General features: G+C 66.6%; 19 protein-coding genes and 1 tRNA gene. 8 read left to right on the top strand and 12 right to left on the bottom strand.

Translation table 11 applies throughout. The features are described from left to right. Positions 1-3: 3 nt before the first annotated feature. The gene (locus tag DDF67_RS25290) at positions 4-228 is read right to left on the bottom strand and encodes a hypothetical protein (protein ID WP_146197988.1); all 225 of its coding nucleotides are present in this window, start codon (positions 226-228) and stop codon (positions 4-6) included. A 357-nt stretch (positions 229-585) separates the two neighbouring features. Here DDF67_RS25290 and DDF67_RS09480 point away from each other — a divergent pair, with 357 nt between their 5' ends. Genes DDF67_RS09480 through DDF67_RS09465 form a run of 4 tightly spaced genes read left to right on the top strand, consistent with a single transcriptional unit; the run spans position 586 to position 2,551 of the window. Next, a complete protein-coding gene (locus DDF67_RS09480; RefSeq protein WP_109100637.1) occupies positions 586-957 on the top strand; it encodes a hypothetical protein in 372 nt (123 codons plus the stop codon). Continuing rightward, positions 954-1,256, top strand: coding sequence for a hypothetical protein (locus DDF67_RS09475; RefSeq protein ID WP_109100636.1), 303 nt, complete (start codon positions 954-956; stop codon positions 1,254-1,256). The genes DDF67_RS09480 and DDF67_RS09475 overlap by 4 nt, the downstream gene beginning before the upstream one ends. A 15-nt stretch (positions 1,257-1,271) precedes the next feature. Continuing rightward, positions 1,272-1,967 (top strand): N-acetylmuramidase domain-containing protein, encoded by a 696-nt coding sequence (locus DDF67_RS09470; RefSeq protein WP_109100635.1) that lies wholly within the window; start codon positions 1,272-1,274, stop codon positions 1,965-1,967. After that, positions 1,964-2,551 (top strand): hypothetical protein, encoded by a 588-nt coding sequence (locus DDF67_RS09465; RefSeq protein ID WP_109100634.1) that lies wholly within the window; start codon positions 1,964-1,966, stop codon positions 2,549-2,551. The genes DDF67_RS09470 and DDF67_RS09465 overlap by 4 nt, the downstream gene beginning before the upstream one ends. 158 nt (positions 2,552-2,709) lie before the next feature. Here the strand turns inward: DDF67_RS09465 and DDF67_RS25285 are convergent, their stop codons facing one another. The 7 genes from DDF67_RS25285 to DDF67_RS09440 all read right to left on the bottom strand — a co-directional run bounded on the left by DDF67_RS25285 (position 2,710) and on the right by DDF67_RS09440 (position 6,429). Continuing rightward, complete coding sequence (locus DDF67_RS25285) at positions 2,710-3,777, bottom strand: hypothetical protein (protein ID WP_146197987.1); 1,068 nt, start codon at positions 3,775-3,777, stop codon at positions 2,710-2,712. A gap of 229 nt (positions 3,778-4,006) precedes the next feature. After that, positions 4,007-4,363 (bottom strand): hypothetical protein, encoded by a 357-nt coding sequence (locus tag DDF67_RS09460; RefSeq protein ID WP_109100633.1) that lies wholly within the window; start codon positions 4,361-4,363, stop codon positions 4,007-4,009. Continuing rightward, positions 4,360-4,950 carry an SOS response-associated peptidase family protein gene (locus DDF67_RS09455; protein WP_109100632.1) on the bottom strand — a complete coding sequence of 197 codons (591 nt, stop codon included), beginning with the start codon at positions 4,948-4,950 and terminating at the stop codon, positions 4,360-4,362. The genes DDF67_RS09460 and DDF67_RS09455 overlap by 4 nt, the downstream gene beginning before the upstream one ends. Beyond that, the gene (locus DDF67_RS25280) at positions 4,943-5,140 is read right to left on the bottom strand and encodes a hypothetical protein (RefSeq protein WP_146197986.1); all 198 of its coding nucleotides are present in this window, start codon (positions 5,138-5,140) and stop codon (positions 4,943-4,945) included. Before DDF67_RS25280 ends, DDF67_RS09455 begins: the two co-directional genes overlap by 8 nt. Before the next feature lie 225 nt (positions 5,141-5,365). Next, the gene (locus tag DDF67_RS09450) at positions 5,366-5,734 is read right to left on the bottom strand and encodes a hypothetical protein (protein WP_109100631.1); all 369 of its coding nucleotides are present in this window, start codon (positions 5,732-5,734) and stop codon (positions 5,366-5,368) included. Beyond that, on the bottom strand, positions 5,727-6,050 hold the full coding sequence (locus DDF67_RS09445; RefSeq protein WP_109100630.1) for a hypothetical protein: 324 nt from the start codon (positions 6,048-6,050) through the stop codon (positions 5,727-5,729). Before DDF67_RS09445 ends, DDF67_RS09450 begins: the two co-directional genes overlap by 8 nt. A gap of 302 nt (positions 6,051-6,352) precedes the next feature. Beyond that, a tRNA-Arg gene (locus DDF67_RS09440) sits at positions 6,353-6,429 on the bottom strand. 283 nt (positions 6,430-6,712) lie between these two features. Between DDF67_RS09440 and DDF67_RS09435 the strand changes: the two genes are divergently transcribed. Continuing rightward, on the top strand, positions 6,713-7,855 hold the full coding sequence (locus tag DDF67_RS09435; protein ID WP_332888321.1) for a sensor histidine kinase: 1,143 nt from the start codon (positions 6,713-6,715) through the stop codon (positions 7,853-7,855). Beyond that, positions 7,852-8,211: a response regulator gene (locus DDF67_RS09430; protein ID WP_109100628.1), complete on the top strand. Its 360-nt coding sequence runs from the start codon at positions 7,852-7,854 to the stop codon at positions 8,209-8,211. The genes DDF67_RS09435 and DDF67_RS09430 overlap by 4 nt, the downstream gene beginning before the upstream one ends. 6 nt (positions 8,212-8,217) lie before the next feature. Here the strand turns inward: DDF67_RS09430 and DDF67_RS09425 are convergent, their stop codons facing one another. Then, positions 8,218-10,422 carry a WD40/YVTN/BNR-like repeat-containing protein gene (locus DDF67_RS09425; protein ID WP_199229196.1) on the bottom strand — a complete coding sequence of 735 codons (2,205 nt, stop codon included), beginning with the start codon at positions 10,420-10,422 and terminating at the stop codon, positions 8,218-8,220. 288 nt (positions 10,423-10,710) lie between these two features. Between DDF67_RS09425 and DDF67_RS09420 the strand changes: the two genes are divergently transcribed. Together DDF67_RS09420 and DDF67_RS09415 are read left to right on the top strand one after the other, a co-directional pair. Then, positions 10,711-12,828: a TonB-dependent siderophore receptor gene (locus DDF67_RS09420; protein ID WP_109100626.1), complete on the top strand. Its 2,118-nt coding sequence runs from the start codon at positions 10,711-10,713 to the stop codon at positions 12,826-12,828. Positions 12,829-12,860: 32 nt separating this feature from the next. Beyond that, on the top strand, positions 12,861-14,237 hold the full coding sequence (locus DDF67_RS09415; RefSeq protein WP_233247596.1) for a PepSY-associated TM helix domain-containing protein: 1,377 nt from the start codon (positions 12,861-12,863) through the stop codon (positions 14,235-14,237). Positions 14,238-14,241: 4 nt separating this feature from the next. On the opposite strand, the gene DDF67_RS09410 is transcribed toward DDF67_RS09415, so the two are convergent. The 3 genes from DDF67_RS09410 to fdxA form a co-directional block, all read right to left on the bottom strand. Next, positions 14,242-14,658, bottom strand: a complete 417-nt coding sequence (locus DDF67_RS09410) for a DUF1801 domain-containing protein (protein ID WP_109100624.1) — start codon at positions 14,656-14,658, stop codon at positions 14,242-14,244. A 327-nt stretch (positions 14,659-14,985) separates the two neighbouring features. Continuing rightward, positions 14,986-15,492: a CarD family transcriptional regulator gene (locus tag DDF67_RS09405; protein ID WP_109100623.1), complete on the bottom strand. Its 507-nt coding sequence runs from the start codon at positions 15,490-15,492 to the stop codon at positions 14,986-14,988. A 428-nt stretch (positions 15,493-15,920) separates the two neighbouring features. Beyond that, a complete protein-coding gene (gene fdxA / locus DDF67_RS09400) occupies positions 15,921-16,262 on the bottom strand; it encodes a ferredoxin FdxA (RefSeq protein ID WP_058349269.1) in 342 nt (113 codons plus the stop codon). Positions 16,263-16,277 lie beyond the last annotated feature (15 nt).

Here is a 16,277-nt window from a genome sequence, read left to right as displayed (position 1 = left end):
ATCTCAAATTGCAGCGTTGTGCGGGTGCGCGAATGCTGGTGAGCGCCCCAGGCTGACTTGCTCCAGATCGGCGCCTGGGCACATGCGCGATGCGGCTAGATAGTCGAGCGCCCTGGGTGTCAGGCTATAGAAGGCATCAAGGCCACTACCGGGCGAGATGTAACCCTGCTCGATCGCCTCGCTGATCTCCAGGTCCCATTCTTCAAGGCGCGCATCGCCGTCCGGCAAGGACCCTCCGACGCTTTCGAAGCTGAGGAGAAGGTGTTGAACAACCGCGCTCGGTTCCGCCACGGGCGGCGCAAGCCAGGCGAACAGCCGGCCAACTAGCTTACGTAAGAACTTCACAGACTTCCCCCCAACGCGGCCGCTAAGGCGGCTCGTCAAGCGTGACCATAATGGAAGGGCGCGCTTTGGGGTAGAGCTTGGGGCGAAAACGCCAGGCTCACGGGCTGGCGAAAGAAGGCCCCGGCGCAAGGCCGGGGCCTGAGTAAGGGGTAAGTGTCGCGTCCCTTGCGGCGCCCCGCAGAACGCTGAGCGGCGCAGCGTTTTCCCGCCGCTGATCCAACATCGAAAAGGGGCCGGCGGATGCTGGACAAATCGCGGCTGCACGCGCTCGCGGTAAGCGCGGTCGTGGCCTTCCTCCTATGGGGGCTCGCCCTCGTGCCTATTGTGCTGGGCGACGAGGAGAACTCGCGCCGCGCCATCGCAAGGGCGGTGCTCGAAAAGACCCTCGTGGCCGCGCTGGGCGTCCTGGCCGCGCACCTCGCGCAGCCATGGTCGGCCGACGCCATCAACGCCGTCATCGGCGTCCTGCCGATCAAGCTGGGCGTCAAGATCGACGCGGTTACGTCCTCGGCCCTGGTCGTGGCGCTGACCGTCACCTTCCTAGGCGAGCCGAAGGCCAGGGCGGCGGCCGTGGAATGGGCCAAGCGCTTCGTTCCGGGGTTCGCGAAATGAGCGGCGCGAGCGCCATGGCCGAGGCTCTCGCGGTGACCTTGGCCTGCTGGTCGGCGGGGGCCTGGATCCTCGCCGCCCGGCTCCTCTCAACCGACGGCCGGGGGTGGCGAACCCTCGGCCTTCGGGTCGTCTGGCCTGTCCAGGGTGTGGGGGTGTTCTGGCTGATCGCCGCGCTTGTGGCCCTCGGCCAGCCCCGCGTCGTTGGTCCCTTCACGCTGGCCCTGGCGGCGCTGTTCGCTACCGCCGGCTCGATCCTCTTGGGCTCCGTCGCGCGTAGGCGCGAACCGCCCGCTTCCTGAAATCGGAGATCCACTATGGACGTCCGCGACCTTCAACGTCGCCTGACGGCGCTTGGCCTGTATGCCGGCGCTGTCGATGGCCAGTTTGGCCCCTTGAGCCGAGCCGCATTCTTTGCGGCCCTCTCTTCACCCGCTCGGCGTCTTACCGACGCTGACCTCGACCAGGCCGCCAGCCTGCATGGCCTGACCGCTGCTCACGTCGGCGCGCTCGTCGACGTCGAGGCCAGCGGCCGGGGGCAAGACCCCGCCACCGGCCGGCCGGTCATTCGCTATGAAGGCCACCAGTTCCGTTCGCGCACGGGCAATGACTTCGACGGCCGTTACCCGGCCCTGTCATTCCCCTATGCCGACCGCGCCAAGCGGGTGCAGCCGTCCGCCCAGGTCGGCCGGTGGGAACTGCTCGCCGCCGCCGTAGCCCTCGTGCCTGGCGCCGCGCTGGAAGCGACGTCCTGGGGCCTCGGTCAGATCATGGGGTTCAACTACGCAGCCTGCGGCTTCCCTGACGTCTGGACCTTCGTTCGAGCGATGGCCGCCAGCGAGCGCGACCAGCTCGTCGCCATGCTGTCGTTCCTGCAATCGGAAGGCCTGCTCAAGCACCTGAAGGAAAAGCGGTGGGACCGTCTGGCCGCTGGCTACAACGGGCCGTCGTACCGCGACAACGCCTACGACGAGCGGCTGGCCAAGGCCTATGCGCGGCGAGGCGGCAAATGACCGCCCTCGTCGCGATCCTGAAGGCCTGGGGCGCGGGCCTGCGCCACTTCCTGGCGACGCCGGCCGGCCGGGCGCTCGCCGTCCTGGGCGTCGCCGCGCTCGTCCTGATCTTGACCTATCGCGCCGGGTTCAAGGCCGGCGTCGAGCGCGAAGTCACCGCCCAGGCCCTGCGCGAAGAGGCGGCCCGTAAGACTTCGGCCAAGGTCGAGAAAGTCGGCAAGGCGATCACCGCCGCCGTCGACCAGCAGAGCGCCGCTCGCAAGGTCGAGATCCGCACCATCACGAAAACCCTCATCGAAAAGGTCCCCGTCTATGTCACGGTTGAAGCTGATCGCCGCGTTGACGTCCCTGTCGGCTTTGTGCGCCTGCACGACCAAGCCGCAACTGGTCTGCCCGGCCTTCCCGACGCCCCCGGCCTCATGGTCGACGCCCCTTCCGGCGTTCCGCTCTCTGCCGTCGCCGGAACCGTCGTCGGCAACTACGGCGTCGCCTACGAATGGCGCGAAGAGGCTCTAGGCTGCCGTGCCTGGGTGGCGCAGCAGGAGGCGCTGTGGCGCGCGATGGTCCCAACGCCCTCGCAGTGAGCAGCCTCGCACAGTCGCCGTCGTGATAAGTGGCCGCCCCGCGAGAGGGGGCAGGGCGGCCCGCGTCCGGCGATCTCGGCATCACCCTCTCGTGGTGCGTCGATCCCTACGCTATGCAAACGGTGCGCTCCGGCGGGCCGGGTTACAATCCCCCAGATTTAGGGGGCTTCCGCTTGTGACAAGGGGACAGCCCGCTCGAGCGCGGAGCGGAACAATGGTGTAAAGTACTCAAGGTCCAAGCCTACCTTGCGCCGCCTCCCGTTCATCTCCAAGAACACGCGGCCAGGACCGTCTCCTTTCGCGTACGCAATATCCGCGTTTTTTCCAGTTGCGCGCTCGTGTATTGAGATAATTGCGTACTCTACAATAGTTTCCCCATCTCTAAGGCCTTCGGGCATTTCTCCATCACTAGAAGGCGGATGGATAATCCACTCGCATCGCTCGTTTCCAAGGCTACTTGTTACAAGCGCAACGCCTTCCCGGCTGTGGCTAATGTGATATAGGTTTCCGAGTTCACCAATGCTGATCGCATCGCCGTCGAATAAAATCTCAAGATGCCAAAATAGTACAGGCGATACTCTTGCGAGGGAGCCATCCATGCGCATATGAACAAGATCGAAGTATCCGCCCGCACGTGTTGCTATACTTTTGGCCGCCTCATACTGCTGCTCAACCATGAAACGGTTCGCGTAAGATAGCAATTTGAAGGTGATGTTTCGATCACTGTCTTCTGGATTGCGACTTTCAACCGAGCTGTGGAAAGTGCGAATGAAGTGATCCGCTCCGCTCCCGTCGACTGCGATCGAGCGCGCGGCATTTTGTGTAGTCAGAACGCCATCAGAGCACACGATGAAGGTGTGCGTTTCGTCATCTGATGTGTATGAGCACAGCAATATACAGCTGAAATTATTCGGTGGATTGGCGTTAATATAATTTGAATACTCTTCACCATGCCTTGGGCTTGAAAACTCGTCCCGCAGCCTATCAATCCACAGCATTGCAGCGCTTAGATTTCCACACCAAGCCACTGCAAGGTGCGGCGCAACAATCAACACCTTTGGAAAGAGTCCAACAACGCGAAATGACTTTTCCCAAATAGCTTCGTTGGGCAGGGGGCTCGTCGGGATTGGGCTGTCACCATTGAACGGATAGTCAGTCGTCAGGAGGGCATCGCCGAGAAGCCACATGCCATGCTCGCGGTGCTGGTAGCCAACGATCAGAGTCATGTGTGCCCCCCCCCCCCCCCTTTTTTCGAACAGCGCTCCGCCAGTGTCGCTATTTACTGCGGAGATTGCGCATTGCGCAGGTACGCTTCACCGGCAAGCCATACCGGCCATTACTGATAGACCTAGTCTCCAAAGGATATACGAGCCAAGATCTCGCTTGCGATCAACGACGAAACGCGAACCGCGTTCATCTGAGCACCCGGCAGGCTCTGCTATCCTGCGGCGATAGCTATTCTTCGTGGGGATAGGCCAAGCGCTCCAGACCCTGCGCCGGGTCCACCGCCACTTCCACCCATAGACGCTCGATCAGCAGGCCTTGATACGCGGCGAGCTCAGCAGCTGCCGGGCTAGACGCCAGTGCAGCGGCCAGGCGGCGCTGGGCGACGTGGAGCGCCGTGCCGGTCTCGGCGCTGGCCAGCTTGTGCATCTCGATGGCCGCGTAGGCCGCGCGAAGCTTCAGGCCCTCCTGCGGCTGGGCCAATTCCGCCGCCAGGATCGGTTCGCCGATGGTGCGCTGTAGAGAGTAGCCGACGGCGAGGACGCCGCGGCGGACCACGTCCTTCCAGTAGTCGATGGGATCGCTCATGAGCTGAAGAGGTCCTGGCGCAGGGGCGGAAAGTCCCTCTCGACCGCCAGCTCCCCAGCTGGCAAAGCGCGCAGGATCTCGGCAGCCGGCCGCTCCAGGTCGAGCCAGTCCCGGCCTTGCGCGCCGGCCAGCACCACGACTTGCCGATCGTGGTAAGGCGCGACATCCGGTCCGGGCTCGGTCGTAAGCATCGTCCAGGCGCCGTTCTTTACGATGCCGGCGATCCAGAAGAGCGGGCTGGCCGGCATGGTGAAGCGCCAGCGCGTCTTGCGCTTCTGGCCAGGCTGGGGCGTCGTGAACTCATAGAAGGCGTCGGCAGGGATTAGCACGCGGTCGCTGCCGGAAAAGTCTCGCCCTTCGCTGACGAAGTTGAAAACGGGGCCGCGCGGCCCCGGCCAGCCCCACGGGGTCATCGAACCCACGGCCTGGTCGCCGACATGCCGGACGATCGGCGCGGTCTCGGTCATGCGGATTTCAGGGCGAGGCTGGAAGTTGCTGGCCTGCCCCTCCCACACCACCGGCAGGCGCAGCACCTTGGCCCAGGTCTCGAACAGGTCAGCGGTCTTGAGGCTGTAGAGGTTACACATCGTCGGGCCGCCGATCCCAGCGGCGCAGCGCCCACCATCCGCGCGGGGCGTGCTCTGGATCGCCCATGTCGATAAACAGCTCGTAGTGGCGCCGTTCGTCGCTCTCGAGCTGCTTTACGACGTCGGGTGGTGGGCCTTCCTCGAATTGCTCGTGGTCAGGCGCGCGATTGGGCTTCTTCCACTGGCTCATGTGCGAACGCTACATCTCTGCATCGACATCGACTAGGTGATCGCGGCCCCGCGCGCCGCAGCGGCTGCATCGGAGCTTGCCCCGTATCTCGTGGGGCATGGTGTGTCCGCCCAGGTTCACGATCGCCTTCTCCCGGCTCCAAACGGCTCGGTTGCCGCAACGGATGCACCGGATCGTGAGCGCCGTCTTGATGCGGCGCAGGGTCGGCCAAATCTGGGCCATGCGTTATCGGCCGCCATGGCCATAGCCGTAGTCCGCGGGGATCAGTCCTGCGTCCATCAACGCGTTCATCACCTCCCAGCGCGCCCTGGCCGCATCGGCCGGTTGCAGCACGCCGTTAAAGGTCATGACGGGCATACGACCCGGACAGCGCGGGCAGACGGCCTTGGCCTGAATCTCGGTCATGGTGCAGTTGAGCAGTGGGCGCGCCCGCCCAAGCATCACGTCGCGCCGCCACGTCTTGCCGTGGCCACAAAACTGACAGCGGAAGCCGATCTCCCAGCCCCGCTCCAGCGCCTCGACCAGGCGCACGTGCGCGAAGGTGTCGCTGAGTTGCGCGGCCTTGCGTCGATCGCTGGCCGAGGGCTCAGGCATCCGCGGGCGGCTCCACCTGGCGCACGGCGCGCCACCAGGGCCAACGCCGGCCTTCGCCGCGCTGGACCTTCTCCATCTCGAACCAGGCGCTTTCGCCGTCGAAGGACGGCACGTCCTCAACCTCGACGAATTCGCTCGTCGCACGGCTCGACCTACTGCTCTTCTGCGGAAAAGTGAAATGCAGGGTGCGTGATGTCGGGTCGGCACCGTGCGCCCGCACCCGCGTCAGCTTGACGACGGCGGTCAGGTAAACGCGGGGCTTCGGGACGGCGCGGGCGCGCGTCGTCGCGCGCTCCTTAGCGCGGGGCGGGGGCATTTGTCAGCTCCAGATGTTCCGTAAATGTTCTCATCTGTAAGCGGCAGGAGTCAATTGCTCTCTGGCTGATAAACCTTCGGCGAATCGGGTTCGCCTTCGCTGGGCCGACACTGCGTCTCGCGAAGCGCACCAAAGGAGGCTCGGAAGTGCTCGGCCGCCGTGAACGGATTTAGAACATCGTCCGGGACTATTCCGGGGGATTAGGTCCCGGACCATCGAGATTGACCGGTTTTGTTCCGATTTTGAGGCTGGGTCCCGGACCGGGCCTTAAGCAGCAAACCCCTGCTGCACAAGGCTCCGCGTGGCGGCCCGGGAGGGACTCGAACCCCCGACCTTCGCTTTAGGAAAGCGCTGCTCTATCCTGCTGAGCTACCGGGCCGCGTGTGCGGCGGAGAGGGTGCATAGCGCATGTTGGGCCTGGTGCGAAGCCTGACCGTCGCGGCGGCGCGACGGATTGTCGCGGGGGAGGTGGCGGGAAAGTTCTTACGGCGCCGCTACAAGGCCTTGATCTGGTTCGACTGTGCGTCGCCCGGAAGACTCTGTTAACCTTCCCGGCAACCGTGAGTAGATGCGTGCGTCATCACGCCTCTTGTTGTTGTCTCATCTACGCGTGCTAGGCTCGCGTTCCAGTGGATCCGCGAGCGTCCTTTCGTATGTTGGATATGGCCGAGCACGACCTGTCGGACGGCGAAGACGATTCCGCCCTCCTGACGCTGGTCGAAACGATCGAGGAGCTCTCGGCGACCCGGACCATCGACGAGGTGGCCGCGGTGGTCCGCTCCTCCGCGCGCCGAATCTCGGGCGCCGACGGCGTGGCCTTCGTGCTGCGCGACGACGACTGCTGCTGGTATCTGGACGAGGACGCGATCGGTCCGCTGTGGAAGGGCAAGCGCTTTCCGCTGACCGCCTGCATCTCGGGCTGGGCGATGCTGAACCGCCAGACGGTGGTGATCCCCGACATCTACCAGGACGACCGCATTCCGCACGACGCCTACAGGCCGACCTTCGTCAAAAGCCTGGTGATGACGCCGGTGCGCACCCGCGATCCGATCGCGGCCCTGGGCGCCTACTGGGCCAAGGAGCACACGCCGCCGCCCGAGACGGTGGCCAAGCTGCAGGTCATGGCCCGCGCCACCGCCGCGGCCCTGGAGAGCGGCCGCTTGCAGGCCTCGCTCAACAAGGAGCTGGAGCGCCGCACCTTCCTGATGCGCGAGCTGGACCACCGGGTGAAGAACACCCTGGCCTCGGTGCAGTCGATCGCCAGCCAGACCCTGCGGACGGCGACCTCGCCGGAGGCCTTCAACGAGTCGTTCGAGTCGCGGCTGCTGGCGCTGTCGCAGGCCCACGAACTCTTGACCAAGCAGGCCTGGGGCAAGGCCCAGCTGCGCGAGATCCTGGCCGCGGCCATGCGGCCGTTCGGCGGGCTGGAGGATGGCCGGTTCGTGGTCGAGGGGCCGCCGATCGAGATCACCCCCGAGGCCGCCGTGGCCGTGCACATGACCCTGCATGAACTGATCGTCAACGCCGCCAAGTACGGGGCCCTGTCGGTCGCGACGGGCCAGGTGTTCGTCACCTGGCGCATCGAGGACGCGGCGGGCGGCCATCCCACCTTCGCCCTGGAATGGCGCGAGCGCGGCGGTCCGCCGGTGACGGCGCCCGGGCCAAAGGAAGAGGGCTTCGGCTCGCGGCTGATCCGCCGGGGCCTGTCGCGCGACCTGGGCGGCGCGGCGGTGCTCGACTTCCTGCCCGACGGGCTGGTCTTCACCTTCCGAGCCCCGCTGTCGCAAAGGCTGGCGGCGGCATGAGCGGGCGTCGGATCATGATCGTCGAGGACGAGGCGCTGGTCGCCATGATGGTCGAGGACCTGCTGACCGATCTCGGCTGCGAGGTTTCCGGCTCGTTCGGCGCCGTGGGCGAGGCCCTGGCCTATCTCGACGACGGCAAGCCGTCGCTGGACGGGGCGGTGCTCGACATCAACATCGGCGGCGAGATGGTGTTTCCGGTGGCCGAGGCCCTGCGGGCCAAGGGCGTGCCGTTTGTCTTCGCCACGGGCTACGGGGCCTTGCCGCGCAAGGGTTTCGAGGACGTGACGGTGCTGTCCAAGCCGATCAATTTCGGTCACCTGCGCGACGCCGTGCACGGGTTCGGCCACGCGGCCTGAGGGGCCTCAGCCCGGCTCGCCGTAGACGATGCCGCGTCCGTCCGTGCCCACGTAGACGCGCCCGTACACCCGCATGTCGGCGGCCAGGCATCGGAAGCGGCGGCCGTACTCGTGGCGGGCGTCGTTGACGCGCACCCAGCTCGCGCCCTCGTCGTCCGAGCGCCAGATGGCCTTGACCCCGTCCTTGCGACCGATGGCGAAGAGGGCGGGGTGAGGCTTGCCGGGCGGCTGGGCTCCGAAGTCGAGCTGGTCGACCTGCACGCCGCCGTCGATCCGCGAGAAGCGCGCGCCGCCGTCGGTGGAGCGGTAGAGGCCCTGGGTGGAGACGAACCACAGATGGCCGACCTGGCCCGGCACGGCCTTCAGCGGCCAGGGGATCTCGCGCCAGGTCACCTGGTCGGCCGACAGGTCGGCGGGCAGGCCGCGCGTCGCGGCCTCATTGAAGCTGGCGCCGGCGTCGGTGCTGACGAAGCGCCTGCCGGTCTGGGTGTCGATGGCGGTGAAGCGCCGGGGATCGACGCGGTCGGGCACGGGGCGGACCCAGGCGGGCAGGCCCCGGCAGAGCGTCCAGGTCGCGCCGCGGTCGCGGGTGACCTGGGGCTGGGCGGTCATGACCATGAACACCGCGCCGTCGGCGTTGACGACGATGGCGGCGTCGTCGTGCGGGTCGGGCCCGCGACGGCCCTGGCCGGGCGGGGAAGGAGCGCCCGTGATGCGCGGCGCCGTCAGCGGCGCCCAGGTGCGGCCGTGATCGGCCGACCAGGCCAGGGTTGGTCCGCCGTGGCGCTGGTGCGGCGTGCCGCTGCGGACGACCACCGACGGCTTCCTGCCCGCATAGTCGATGAAGTTGGTGTTGCCGAACACCGGGGTGGTGAACTGGTCGGTGGGCGAGACGGCCAGGTCGTCGTGCACGAAGCCGGAAATGTCGCCAAAGCCGCTAAGCAGTTGCGGGCCCTCGGGCAGGCTGGCCAGGGTGATGATCGCCGTCTGCTCAATGCCCTCCACCCACGGGAACCAGGTGGTTGGGCGCCCCGAGGAGGCCTTGGTGAACTCGCGGGTGGCGTAGATGGTCGCGCCGGTGGTGTAGCAGGCGAAATCCGGGTCGAACGGGTCGATGGCCAGGCCCGCCATCCACCAGCCGAAGTCGGCTTCCGGCTCGCCCCAGTGCAGGAACGGCGTCGTCGTCACGTCGCGGCGGGCGTCGGGATAGAGGTCGGTCCAGGTCGCGCCGTGGTCGGTGGAGCGCCACAGCGTGTCATACGGGTTCCAGCGGTTGAGGCTGGTCACCGCCACCGCGCCGTTTGCGTCGACCGCCACGCCCATGAAGCCGCCGCCGCGCTGGGGCAGGGGCTTGGCCGGCGTGATCTCGGTCCAGGCGTTGGCGGCGGTGTCTAGCCGCCAGACCGCGCCGTCCTCCACGTTCGACGGGCCGATGCCGCTGGAATAGGTGACGTAGAGCCGGCCTTTTCTGTCGAGCGCCGCCTTGCAGGCCAGATAGGCGTGCGGGGCGGGGATCGGCTTCCAGGTCGCGCCGCCGTCGTCGCTGCGCCACAGGTGATGCTCGGACGGGTCGGCGACGCCGACGAAGATGGTCTTCGAGCCCTGGCCGGCCGCGCCGCTGCGCGGATCGAAGATCACGAACGACAGGCCGCCGTGCGTGGGCGCGGGGCGGGCGTTGAGGCCCAGGCCCGGCAGCGGGAAGCTGGCGGACTTGCCCCAGGTCGCGCCGCGGTCGCGGCTGACCTGCAGGCCGTCGTGGCGCGAGGCGAAATAGAGCACGCGGGTGTCGTTGGGATCGATGGCCAGACGCTCGCCCAGGCCCCGGCCATCCTCGTTGCCGCCCATCCGGAAGGGGACCGGGATCACGGTCCAGTCGGTTCCGCGGGTCTCCGAGCGCAGGATGGCGGCCGGGTCGGGCCGGCCCATGCCGCAGGCCAGGTAGACGCGGTTTGGATCGACCGGATCGGGCGCGACGCTTTCGACGCCTTGCCAGCTGCCCTGGGCCTGATCGTCGAGCAGGGGGATCCAGCGGCTCTCCGAGGCTTGCCAGCGATAGGCGCCGCCCATGTCGGAGCGCAGATAGGCCAGGCCCTTTTCGACGGGGCTGAACACCACGTTCGGCACGAAGCCGCCGCCGCCGACCCGGACGTTGCGCCAGCGGTAGGGCAGGGCGCGCGTCGCCGCTCTTGCGTCAAAAGGCAGCGCTGTCATGCTCGCCCCGAGCAGAAGGCCGGTGAGGGTCGCGCGACGGGTCGGGATATTGGGGGACATGTCGAGCCTGAAGCTAAATATACTGTTGCAGCAAGGTTTTGCACGGCCGCGACACGTTTCGCCAGTCCCAATTGGTAGCGCTAACCTGGCGCCACTTTCCCGTGCCGTGGCCGAAAAGTCGCAGCGATAACCCAATTCGATGAATGTTTCCGGCCAAGGTTTGACACGCCGCCATCACGGCGCCTATTCGCTCTTGCGAGTCATTATCGTTTCCGCGAGAGCCCCTTGATGTCCCGATCCCTGCGCGCCCTTCTGCTTGCCGCCGCCATCAGCCCCGCCGTCCTGGCCGGCATGGCCCACGCCGCCGACGCTCCTTCGGCGGACGCGGCCGAGGCTTCGGCGGACAGCAACGTCGACGGCGTGGTGGTGACCGGCGCCCGCGCCCGCTCCACCGGCGCGACGGGCCTGGATCTCAGCCTGCGCGAGACGCCCCAATCGATGACCATCGTCGGCCAGCAGCAGATCCGCGACTTCGGCCTGACCAGCGTCACCGACCTGCTGGACCGCGTGGTGGGGATCAATGTCGAGCGGGTCGAGACCGACCGCACCTACTTCAACGCCCGCGGCTTCGACGTCACCAACTTCCAGGTCGATGGCGTGGGCCTGCCGCTGAACTGGGGCATCCAGTATGGCGAGATCGACACCATCCTGTTCGACCGCGTCGACGTGGTGCGCGGCGTCAACGGCCTGACCACCGGCGTCGGCAATCCCTCGGCGACCGTCAACTACATCCGCAAGCGCCCGATCGCCGGCTTCCAGGCCTCGGCCGCGGCCCAGTACGGCTCGTGGAACGACAAGCGTCTGGAGGCCGACGTCTCCGGCTCGCTGAACGCCTCGGGCACGCTATCGGGCCGCCTGATCTACGCCAACCAGGACCGCGACTCCTATCTCGACCACTACAAGGTCAACCGGAACGTCTATTACGGCGTGCTGTCGTGGGACCTGACGCCGAAGCTGAACGTCACCGGCGGCTATTCGCAGCAGGACAACCTCGCCACCGGGGTGCTGTGGGGCGCGCTGCCGCTGAGCTTCTCGGACGGCTCGCGCATCCCCTGGAAGCGCTCGGCCAGCACTTCGGCCGACTGGTCCTACTGGGACGTCAACGACAAGACCGCCTTCGTCGAGGCGTCGTACGTGTTCGACAACGACTGGGTGGCCAAGGCGACCTACACCCACAAGGACGTCGAGCAGAACGCCAAGCTGCTGTACGCCTCGGGCTATCCGGACAAGACCACGGGCCTAGGCATCGGCGGCTTTGTCGGCCGCTACCCGTCGGAGTCCAAGCAGGACCTGGCCGACCTGAGCTTCAACGGTCCGGTGTCGCTGTTTGGCCGCACCCACCAGCTGGTGTTCGGCGCCAGCTACGCCGAGCAGACCCGCGAGGACTTCGCCTCGTCGGGCGCGACCTATCCGGCCTATCCGTCGGTCTATGAGTGGGGCAGCGTCGCCGAGCCGACCACCTATACCGACCTCAATTCGGCCGCCCAGATCAAGGACCGCCTGACCCGCGTGTTCGGCGCCGCGCACCTGAACTTCACCGACCGCCTGAAGGGCGTGGTGGGCTTCAACGCCGTCGAGCAGAAGACCTCGGGCACGTCCTACGACGTCGACCAGGGCCGCACGGTCTCCAAGACCAGCCCCTATGCCGGCCTCGTCTTCGACGTGACGCCGCACGTGTCGCTGTACGGCAGCTACACCGACATCTTCAATCCGCAGGCCGAGGTGGACGCGAGCAACCGCAAGCTCGACCCGGTCCAGGGCGAAAGCTTCGAGGCGGGCGTCAAGAGCGAGTGGTTCGGCGGCAAGCTCTACGCCAGCGCCGCTGTGTTCAAGGTCGAGCAGCAGAACCTGGCGACGGCCGCCGGCGTCTTCCCGGTCGACAGCACCGTCGGCCAGCCGGGCGCCACCTATTACACCGGCGTCGACACCACCTCGAAGGGCTACGAGCTGGAGGTCAGCGGCCAGGTCACCGACCGCTGGCAGCTCAGCGCCGGCTGGACTCAGCTGTCGCTGGAGGACAAGGACGGCGCGGACGCCCGCACCTTCCTGCCGCGCAAGAGCCTGAAGGTCTCCACCACCTACAGCTTCCCGGAGTGGCGCAACGCCAAGGTCGGCGCCGCGCTGCGCTGGCAGGACGAGATCTCGGGCCTGGACACCTTCGTGGTCACCCAGAAGGCCTATGCCGTGGTCGACCTGATGGGCAGCGCCGACCTGACCGACCAGATCAAGGTCACGCTCAATGTCCGCAACCTGTTCGACGAGTCCTACCTGAACAGCGTCATGTGGGGGCAGGCCTACTATGCCGCGCCGCGTAACGCGTCGGTGCGCCTTGACTATCGCTTCTAAGAATCATTCCTAGAAACACCCTCAAGGAGCCGGTGCGATCGCTCGCACCGGCTCTGCTTGGTTCCGAGCAGCAGGAGGCGGCCGACATGGACGCGCGCAATCTCGATACGCCCTATGCGCCGCCCGTCTCGCCGCCGGTGCGCAGAGCCGCCGGCGCGGCCACGGCCGTCCGCGCGGCGGTGCGGCCTACCCTGACATTCATCCACCGCTGGGTGGGTCTGATCATGGCCGGCTTCCTGTTCATCTCGGGGGTCACCGGCGCAGTGATCTCGTGGGACCACGAGCTGGACGACGTGCTCAACCCGCACCTGATGCACGCCAGGACCGACGGCCCGGCCCTGCCGACGCTGGACATCGTCAAGGCGGTCGAGGCGCGCGACCCCCGGGTGATCGTCTCCTATTTTCCGCTGGTCGCCGAGCCGGGCGAGACCCTGGCCATCGGCGTCGACGCCCGCCAGGACCCCAAGACCGGCAAGCACTACGAACTGGGCTACAACCAGGTGTTCGTCGACCCGGCGACGGGCGTCGAACAGGGCCGGCGCGAGTGGGGCGCGGTGTGGCCGATCAAGACCGAGACCTTCGTCTCGTTTCTCTACGTGCTCCACTACACCCTGCACATTCCCGAGTTCTGGGGCATCGACCGCTGGGGGATCTGGCTGCTGGGCGTGATCGCGGTCCTGTGGACGCTGGACTGCTTCGTCGGCTTCTACCTGACCCTGCCGGCCAGCAGCGCCAATGGCCGCAAGCCGGCCAAGAGCTTCTGGAGCCGCTGGAAGCCGGCCTGGCAGATCAAGACCAAGGCCAGCGCCTACCGCATCAATTTCGACATTCACCGGGCCTTCGGCCTGTGGCTGTGGGGCGTGCTGTTCGTCGTGGCCTTCACGGCCTTCTCGCTGAACCTCTACAGCGAGGTGTTCTATCCGGTGATGTCGAAGATCTCGAAGGTGTCGCCGACGCCGTTCGACACCCGCGTGCCTACCAGCCACGACAACCCGATCCTGCCCAAGCAGACCTACGAGACGATCATCGCCAAGGCCAAGGCGGACGCCCAGGCGCGCGGCTTCACCGCCCCGGTGGGCGGCGCCTTCTACTCGGCCCACTACGGCATCTACGGCGTGGCCTTCCACAAGGTGGGCGACGACCATGGGGCTGGCGGCGTGGGCCCGCCCTACCTCTATTACGACGGCGCCGACGGTCGCTACCTGGGCGAGCGCCTGCCGTGGAAGGGAACGGCGGCCGACATTTTCGTCCAGGCGCAGTTCCCGCTGCACTCGGGCCGGATCCTGGGCGTCCCGGGACGCATCCTGATCTCGCTGACCGGCCTGGTCGTGGCTGCGCTCAGCGTCACCGGCGTGGTCATCTGGCTGAAGAAGCGCCGGGCCCGGGTGCTGCGGAAGAAGCCGGCGTGAGCGCTCAGCAGGCGGTATGACCGCTGCGGGTCCAGGCGGCGGAGGCTTCGGCGAGCTGGCGCAGGACGGTCAGGTCGATGTCGGCCAGGCGCTTGATGTAGACGCAGGAGACGGCCGAGCGGTGCTTGCCGAGCCTGGCCAGCAGGGCCTGGCGTTCGGGGAAGTCGGAGGCGAAGTAGAGCACCAGTTCGGTCTTGCGCGGCGAGAAGCCCAGCAGGGGCCAGTCCATCGGCTTTGGGCCGGAGGTCTGATAGGCGCCGAAGCCGACGATCGAGGGACCCCACATCACTGCTGGCGCGCCCGCGACCTTGGCCAGCAGGTCGCGGACGATCGCCGCGTCGGCCTGGCGCACCTGCGGCGAGGCGGCCAGGAAGTCGTCCACGCTGGCGTCGGTGGGGCGGGTCTTGGGCTCGGCGGCCATGGCGGGCTCCGGATGATAGGGCCAGAGTGGGTGGGATCGCGTCTCGTGCCAAGGTCGCCGGCGCCGCAATTTGAGACGCCTGGTCGAATGGGCGGTGCGCAGTCGCGCTACAAGGACGATTGGTCCGCCTGGCGATCGGGGGAAGTCCAGCATGACCGTCTGCCCGTCTGCCCGTCTGCCCGCCTGTATCGGCGCCGACTACGGTCGAAATCCGCTGTCTGGAAGGGGGCGCGGCGCGAGATCGCAGGCCTCAAGCGCCGTTCCCAAACGAAAAACGCCCCCGGCGGAACCGGGGGCGTCTTCGAAACATCGTAGGCTTGGAAGGCCTCAGGCGGCCGTCTTGACCAGCGACTTGGTCAGGATGCCGATGGCGGCTTCGCGGTCGATGCGCTCGATGGCGGCGACTTCGCGGGCCATGCGGTCCAGGGCCGATTCATAGAGCTGGCGCTCCGAATAGGACTGTTCCGGCTGGTTCTCGGCGCGGTGCAGGTCGCGGACCACTTCGGCGATCGACACGAGGTCGCCCGAGTTGATCTTGGCTTCGTACTCCTGGGCGCGACGCGACCACATGGTGCGCTTCACGCGGGCGCGGCCCTTCAGGGTGGTGAGCGCCTGGCTGACGACGTCGCCTTCGGCCAGCGGACGCAGGCCGGCGACCTTGGCCTTCTTGGTCGGAACGCGAAGGGTCATCTTCTCGTGGTCGAAGGTGATGACGTAAACCTCGAGCGACATCCCGGCCACTTCCTGGGTCTCGATGCCCTGGATGCTCCCCACGCCGTGGGCGGGGTAGACGACGTGATCGCCGACCGAGAATTCCAGACCGCTCTTGCTCATTCGTTCGTCCTCATAAAATTGGGCTTGCGCCCAAAACGCCGTTTCCAAACATTCCAAAAAGCGATAGCAACCCGTCCGTCGGAGAGGCGGGGCCAAGTCGGATCAGGATTTGGAGTGTCTCTTAAGTCACCCTTCGCCTTCGATCGGGCGAGCCGTTGGAACGGCTGTCGTCTTCCACGAGACATGCAGGTGCGAGGCCGCACCCGTCACGTCGAGGGCGACAATAGCATAAAAATCAGCCTCATGAAAGGCTTGCGACCCCAGCCTGGGGTATGAGGGCCTGAATCTCGCCGCCCAAGCCCGCCATTTTTGGATGGAACGTCCAAAAATGGTCGGCGGGCTTTAGATTCAAACATCTCGGGCGCGCCCGAGCGGGTTAGCTGCGCACACCTAACCCTGGCGCGCTCGCACGCCGGATTTTGCGTGGATCAGGAGCCCTTGCCGGGCTTTTCGCTGAAGTACTTCTCGAACTTGCCGGTTTCGCGCTCGAAGTCGGCGCGGTCGGCCGGCGGCTCGCCCTTCACGGTGATGTTAGGCCAGACCTTGGCGTATTCGGAGTTGATCCGCAGCCACTTGCCGTCGGCGTCGTCCTCGGTGTCCGGCTTGATGGCGTCGACCGGGCATTCCGGCTCGCAGACGCCGCAGTCGATGCATTCGTCCGGATTGATCACGAGGGTGTTCTCGCCCTCGTAGAAGCAATCCACCGGGCACACCTCGACGCAGTCCATGAACTTGCAGCGGATGCAGGCGTCGGTGACGATGTAGGTCATCGGAACTTGGCGGCT

This window comes from Caulobacter endophyticus, assembly GCF_003116815.1.
Classification (GTDB): Bacteria; Pseudomonadota; Alphaproteobacteria; order Caulobacterales; family Caulobacteraceae; genus Caulobacter; species Caulobacter endophyticus.
This window is presented reverse-complemented; position numbering and strand designations above follow the sequence as displayed.

Excerpts from the sequence above, each read along its gene's own strand:
- DDF67_RS09470 (WP_109100635.1), top strand. The coding sequence starts at position 1,272 with ATGGACGTCCGCGACCTTCAACGTCGCCTGACGGCGCTTGGCCTGTAT.
- DDF67_RS09430 (WP_109100628.1), top strand. The coding sequence starts at position 7,852 with ATGAGCGGGCGTCGGATCATGATCGTCGAGGACGAGGCGCTGGTCGCC.
- DDF67_RS09475 (WP_109100636.1), top strand. The coding sequence starts at position 954 with ATGAGCGGCGCGAGCGCCATGGCCGAGGCTCTCGCGGTGACCTTGGCC.
- DDF67_RS25280 (WP_146197986.1), bottom strand. The coding sequence starts at position 5,140 with ATGAGCCAGTGGAAGAAGCCCAATCGCGCGCCTGACCACGAGCAATTC.
- DDF67_RS09425 (WP_199229196.1), bottom strand. The coding sequence starts at position 10,422 with ATGACAGCGCTGCCTTTTGACGCAAGAGCGGCGACGCGCGCCCTGCCC.
- DDF67_RS09420 (WP_109100626.1), top strand. The coding sequence starts at position 10,711 with ATGTCCCGATCCCTGCGCGCCCTTCTGCTTGCCGCCGCCATCAGCCCC.
- DDF67_RS09410 (WP_109100624.1), bottom strand. The coding sequence starts at position 14,658 with ATGGCCGCCGAGCCCAAGACCCGCCCCACCGACGCCAGCGTGGACGAC.
- DDF67_RS09445 (WP_109100630.1), bottom strand. The coding sequence starts at position 6,050 with ATGCCCCCGCCCCGCGCTAAGGAGCGCGCGACGACGCGCGCCCGCGCC.
- fdxA (WP_058349269.1), bottom strand. The coding sequence starts at position 16,262 with ATGACCTACATCGTCACCGACGCCTGCATCCGCTGCAAGTTCATGGAC.
- DDF67_RS09465 (WP_109100634.1), top strand. The coding sequence starts at position 1,964 with ATGACCGCCCTCGTCGCGATCCTGAAGGCCTGGGGCGCGGGCCTGCGC.
- DDF67_RS09455 (WP_109100632.1), bottom strand. The coding sequence starts at position 4,950 with ATGTGTAACCTCTACAGCCTCAAGACCGCTGACCTGTTCGAGACCTGG.
- DDF67_RS09405 (WP_109100623.1), bottom strand. The coding sequence starts at position 15,492 with ATGAGCAAGAGCGGTCTGGAATTCTCGGTCGGCGATCACGTCGTCTAC.
- DDF67_RS09460 (WP_109100633.1), bottom strand. The coding sequence starts at position 4,363 with ATGAGCGATCCCATCGACTACTGGAAGGACGTGGTCCGCCGCGGCGTC.
- DDF67_RS09435 (WP_332888321.1), top strand. The coding sequence starts at position 6,713 with ATGGCCGAGCACGACCTGTCGGACGGCGAAGACGATTCCGCCCTCCTG.
- DDF67_RS09450 (WP_109100631.1), bottom strand. The coding sequence starts at position 5,734 with ATGCCTGAGCCCTCGGCCAGCGATCGACGCAAGGCCGCGCAACTCAGC.
- DDF67_RS09480 (WP_109100637.1), top strand. The coding sequence starts at position 586 with ATGCTGGACAAATCGCGGCTGCACGCGCTCGCGGTAAGCGCGGTCGTG.
- DDF67_RS25285 (WP_146197987.1), bottom strand. The coding sequence starts at position 3,777 with ATGACTCTGATCGTTGGCTACCAGCACCGCGAGCATGGCATGTGGCTT.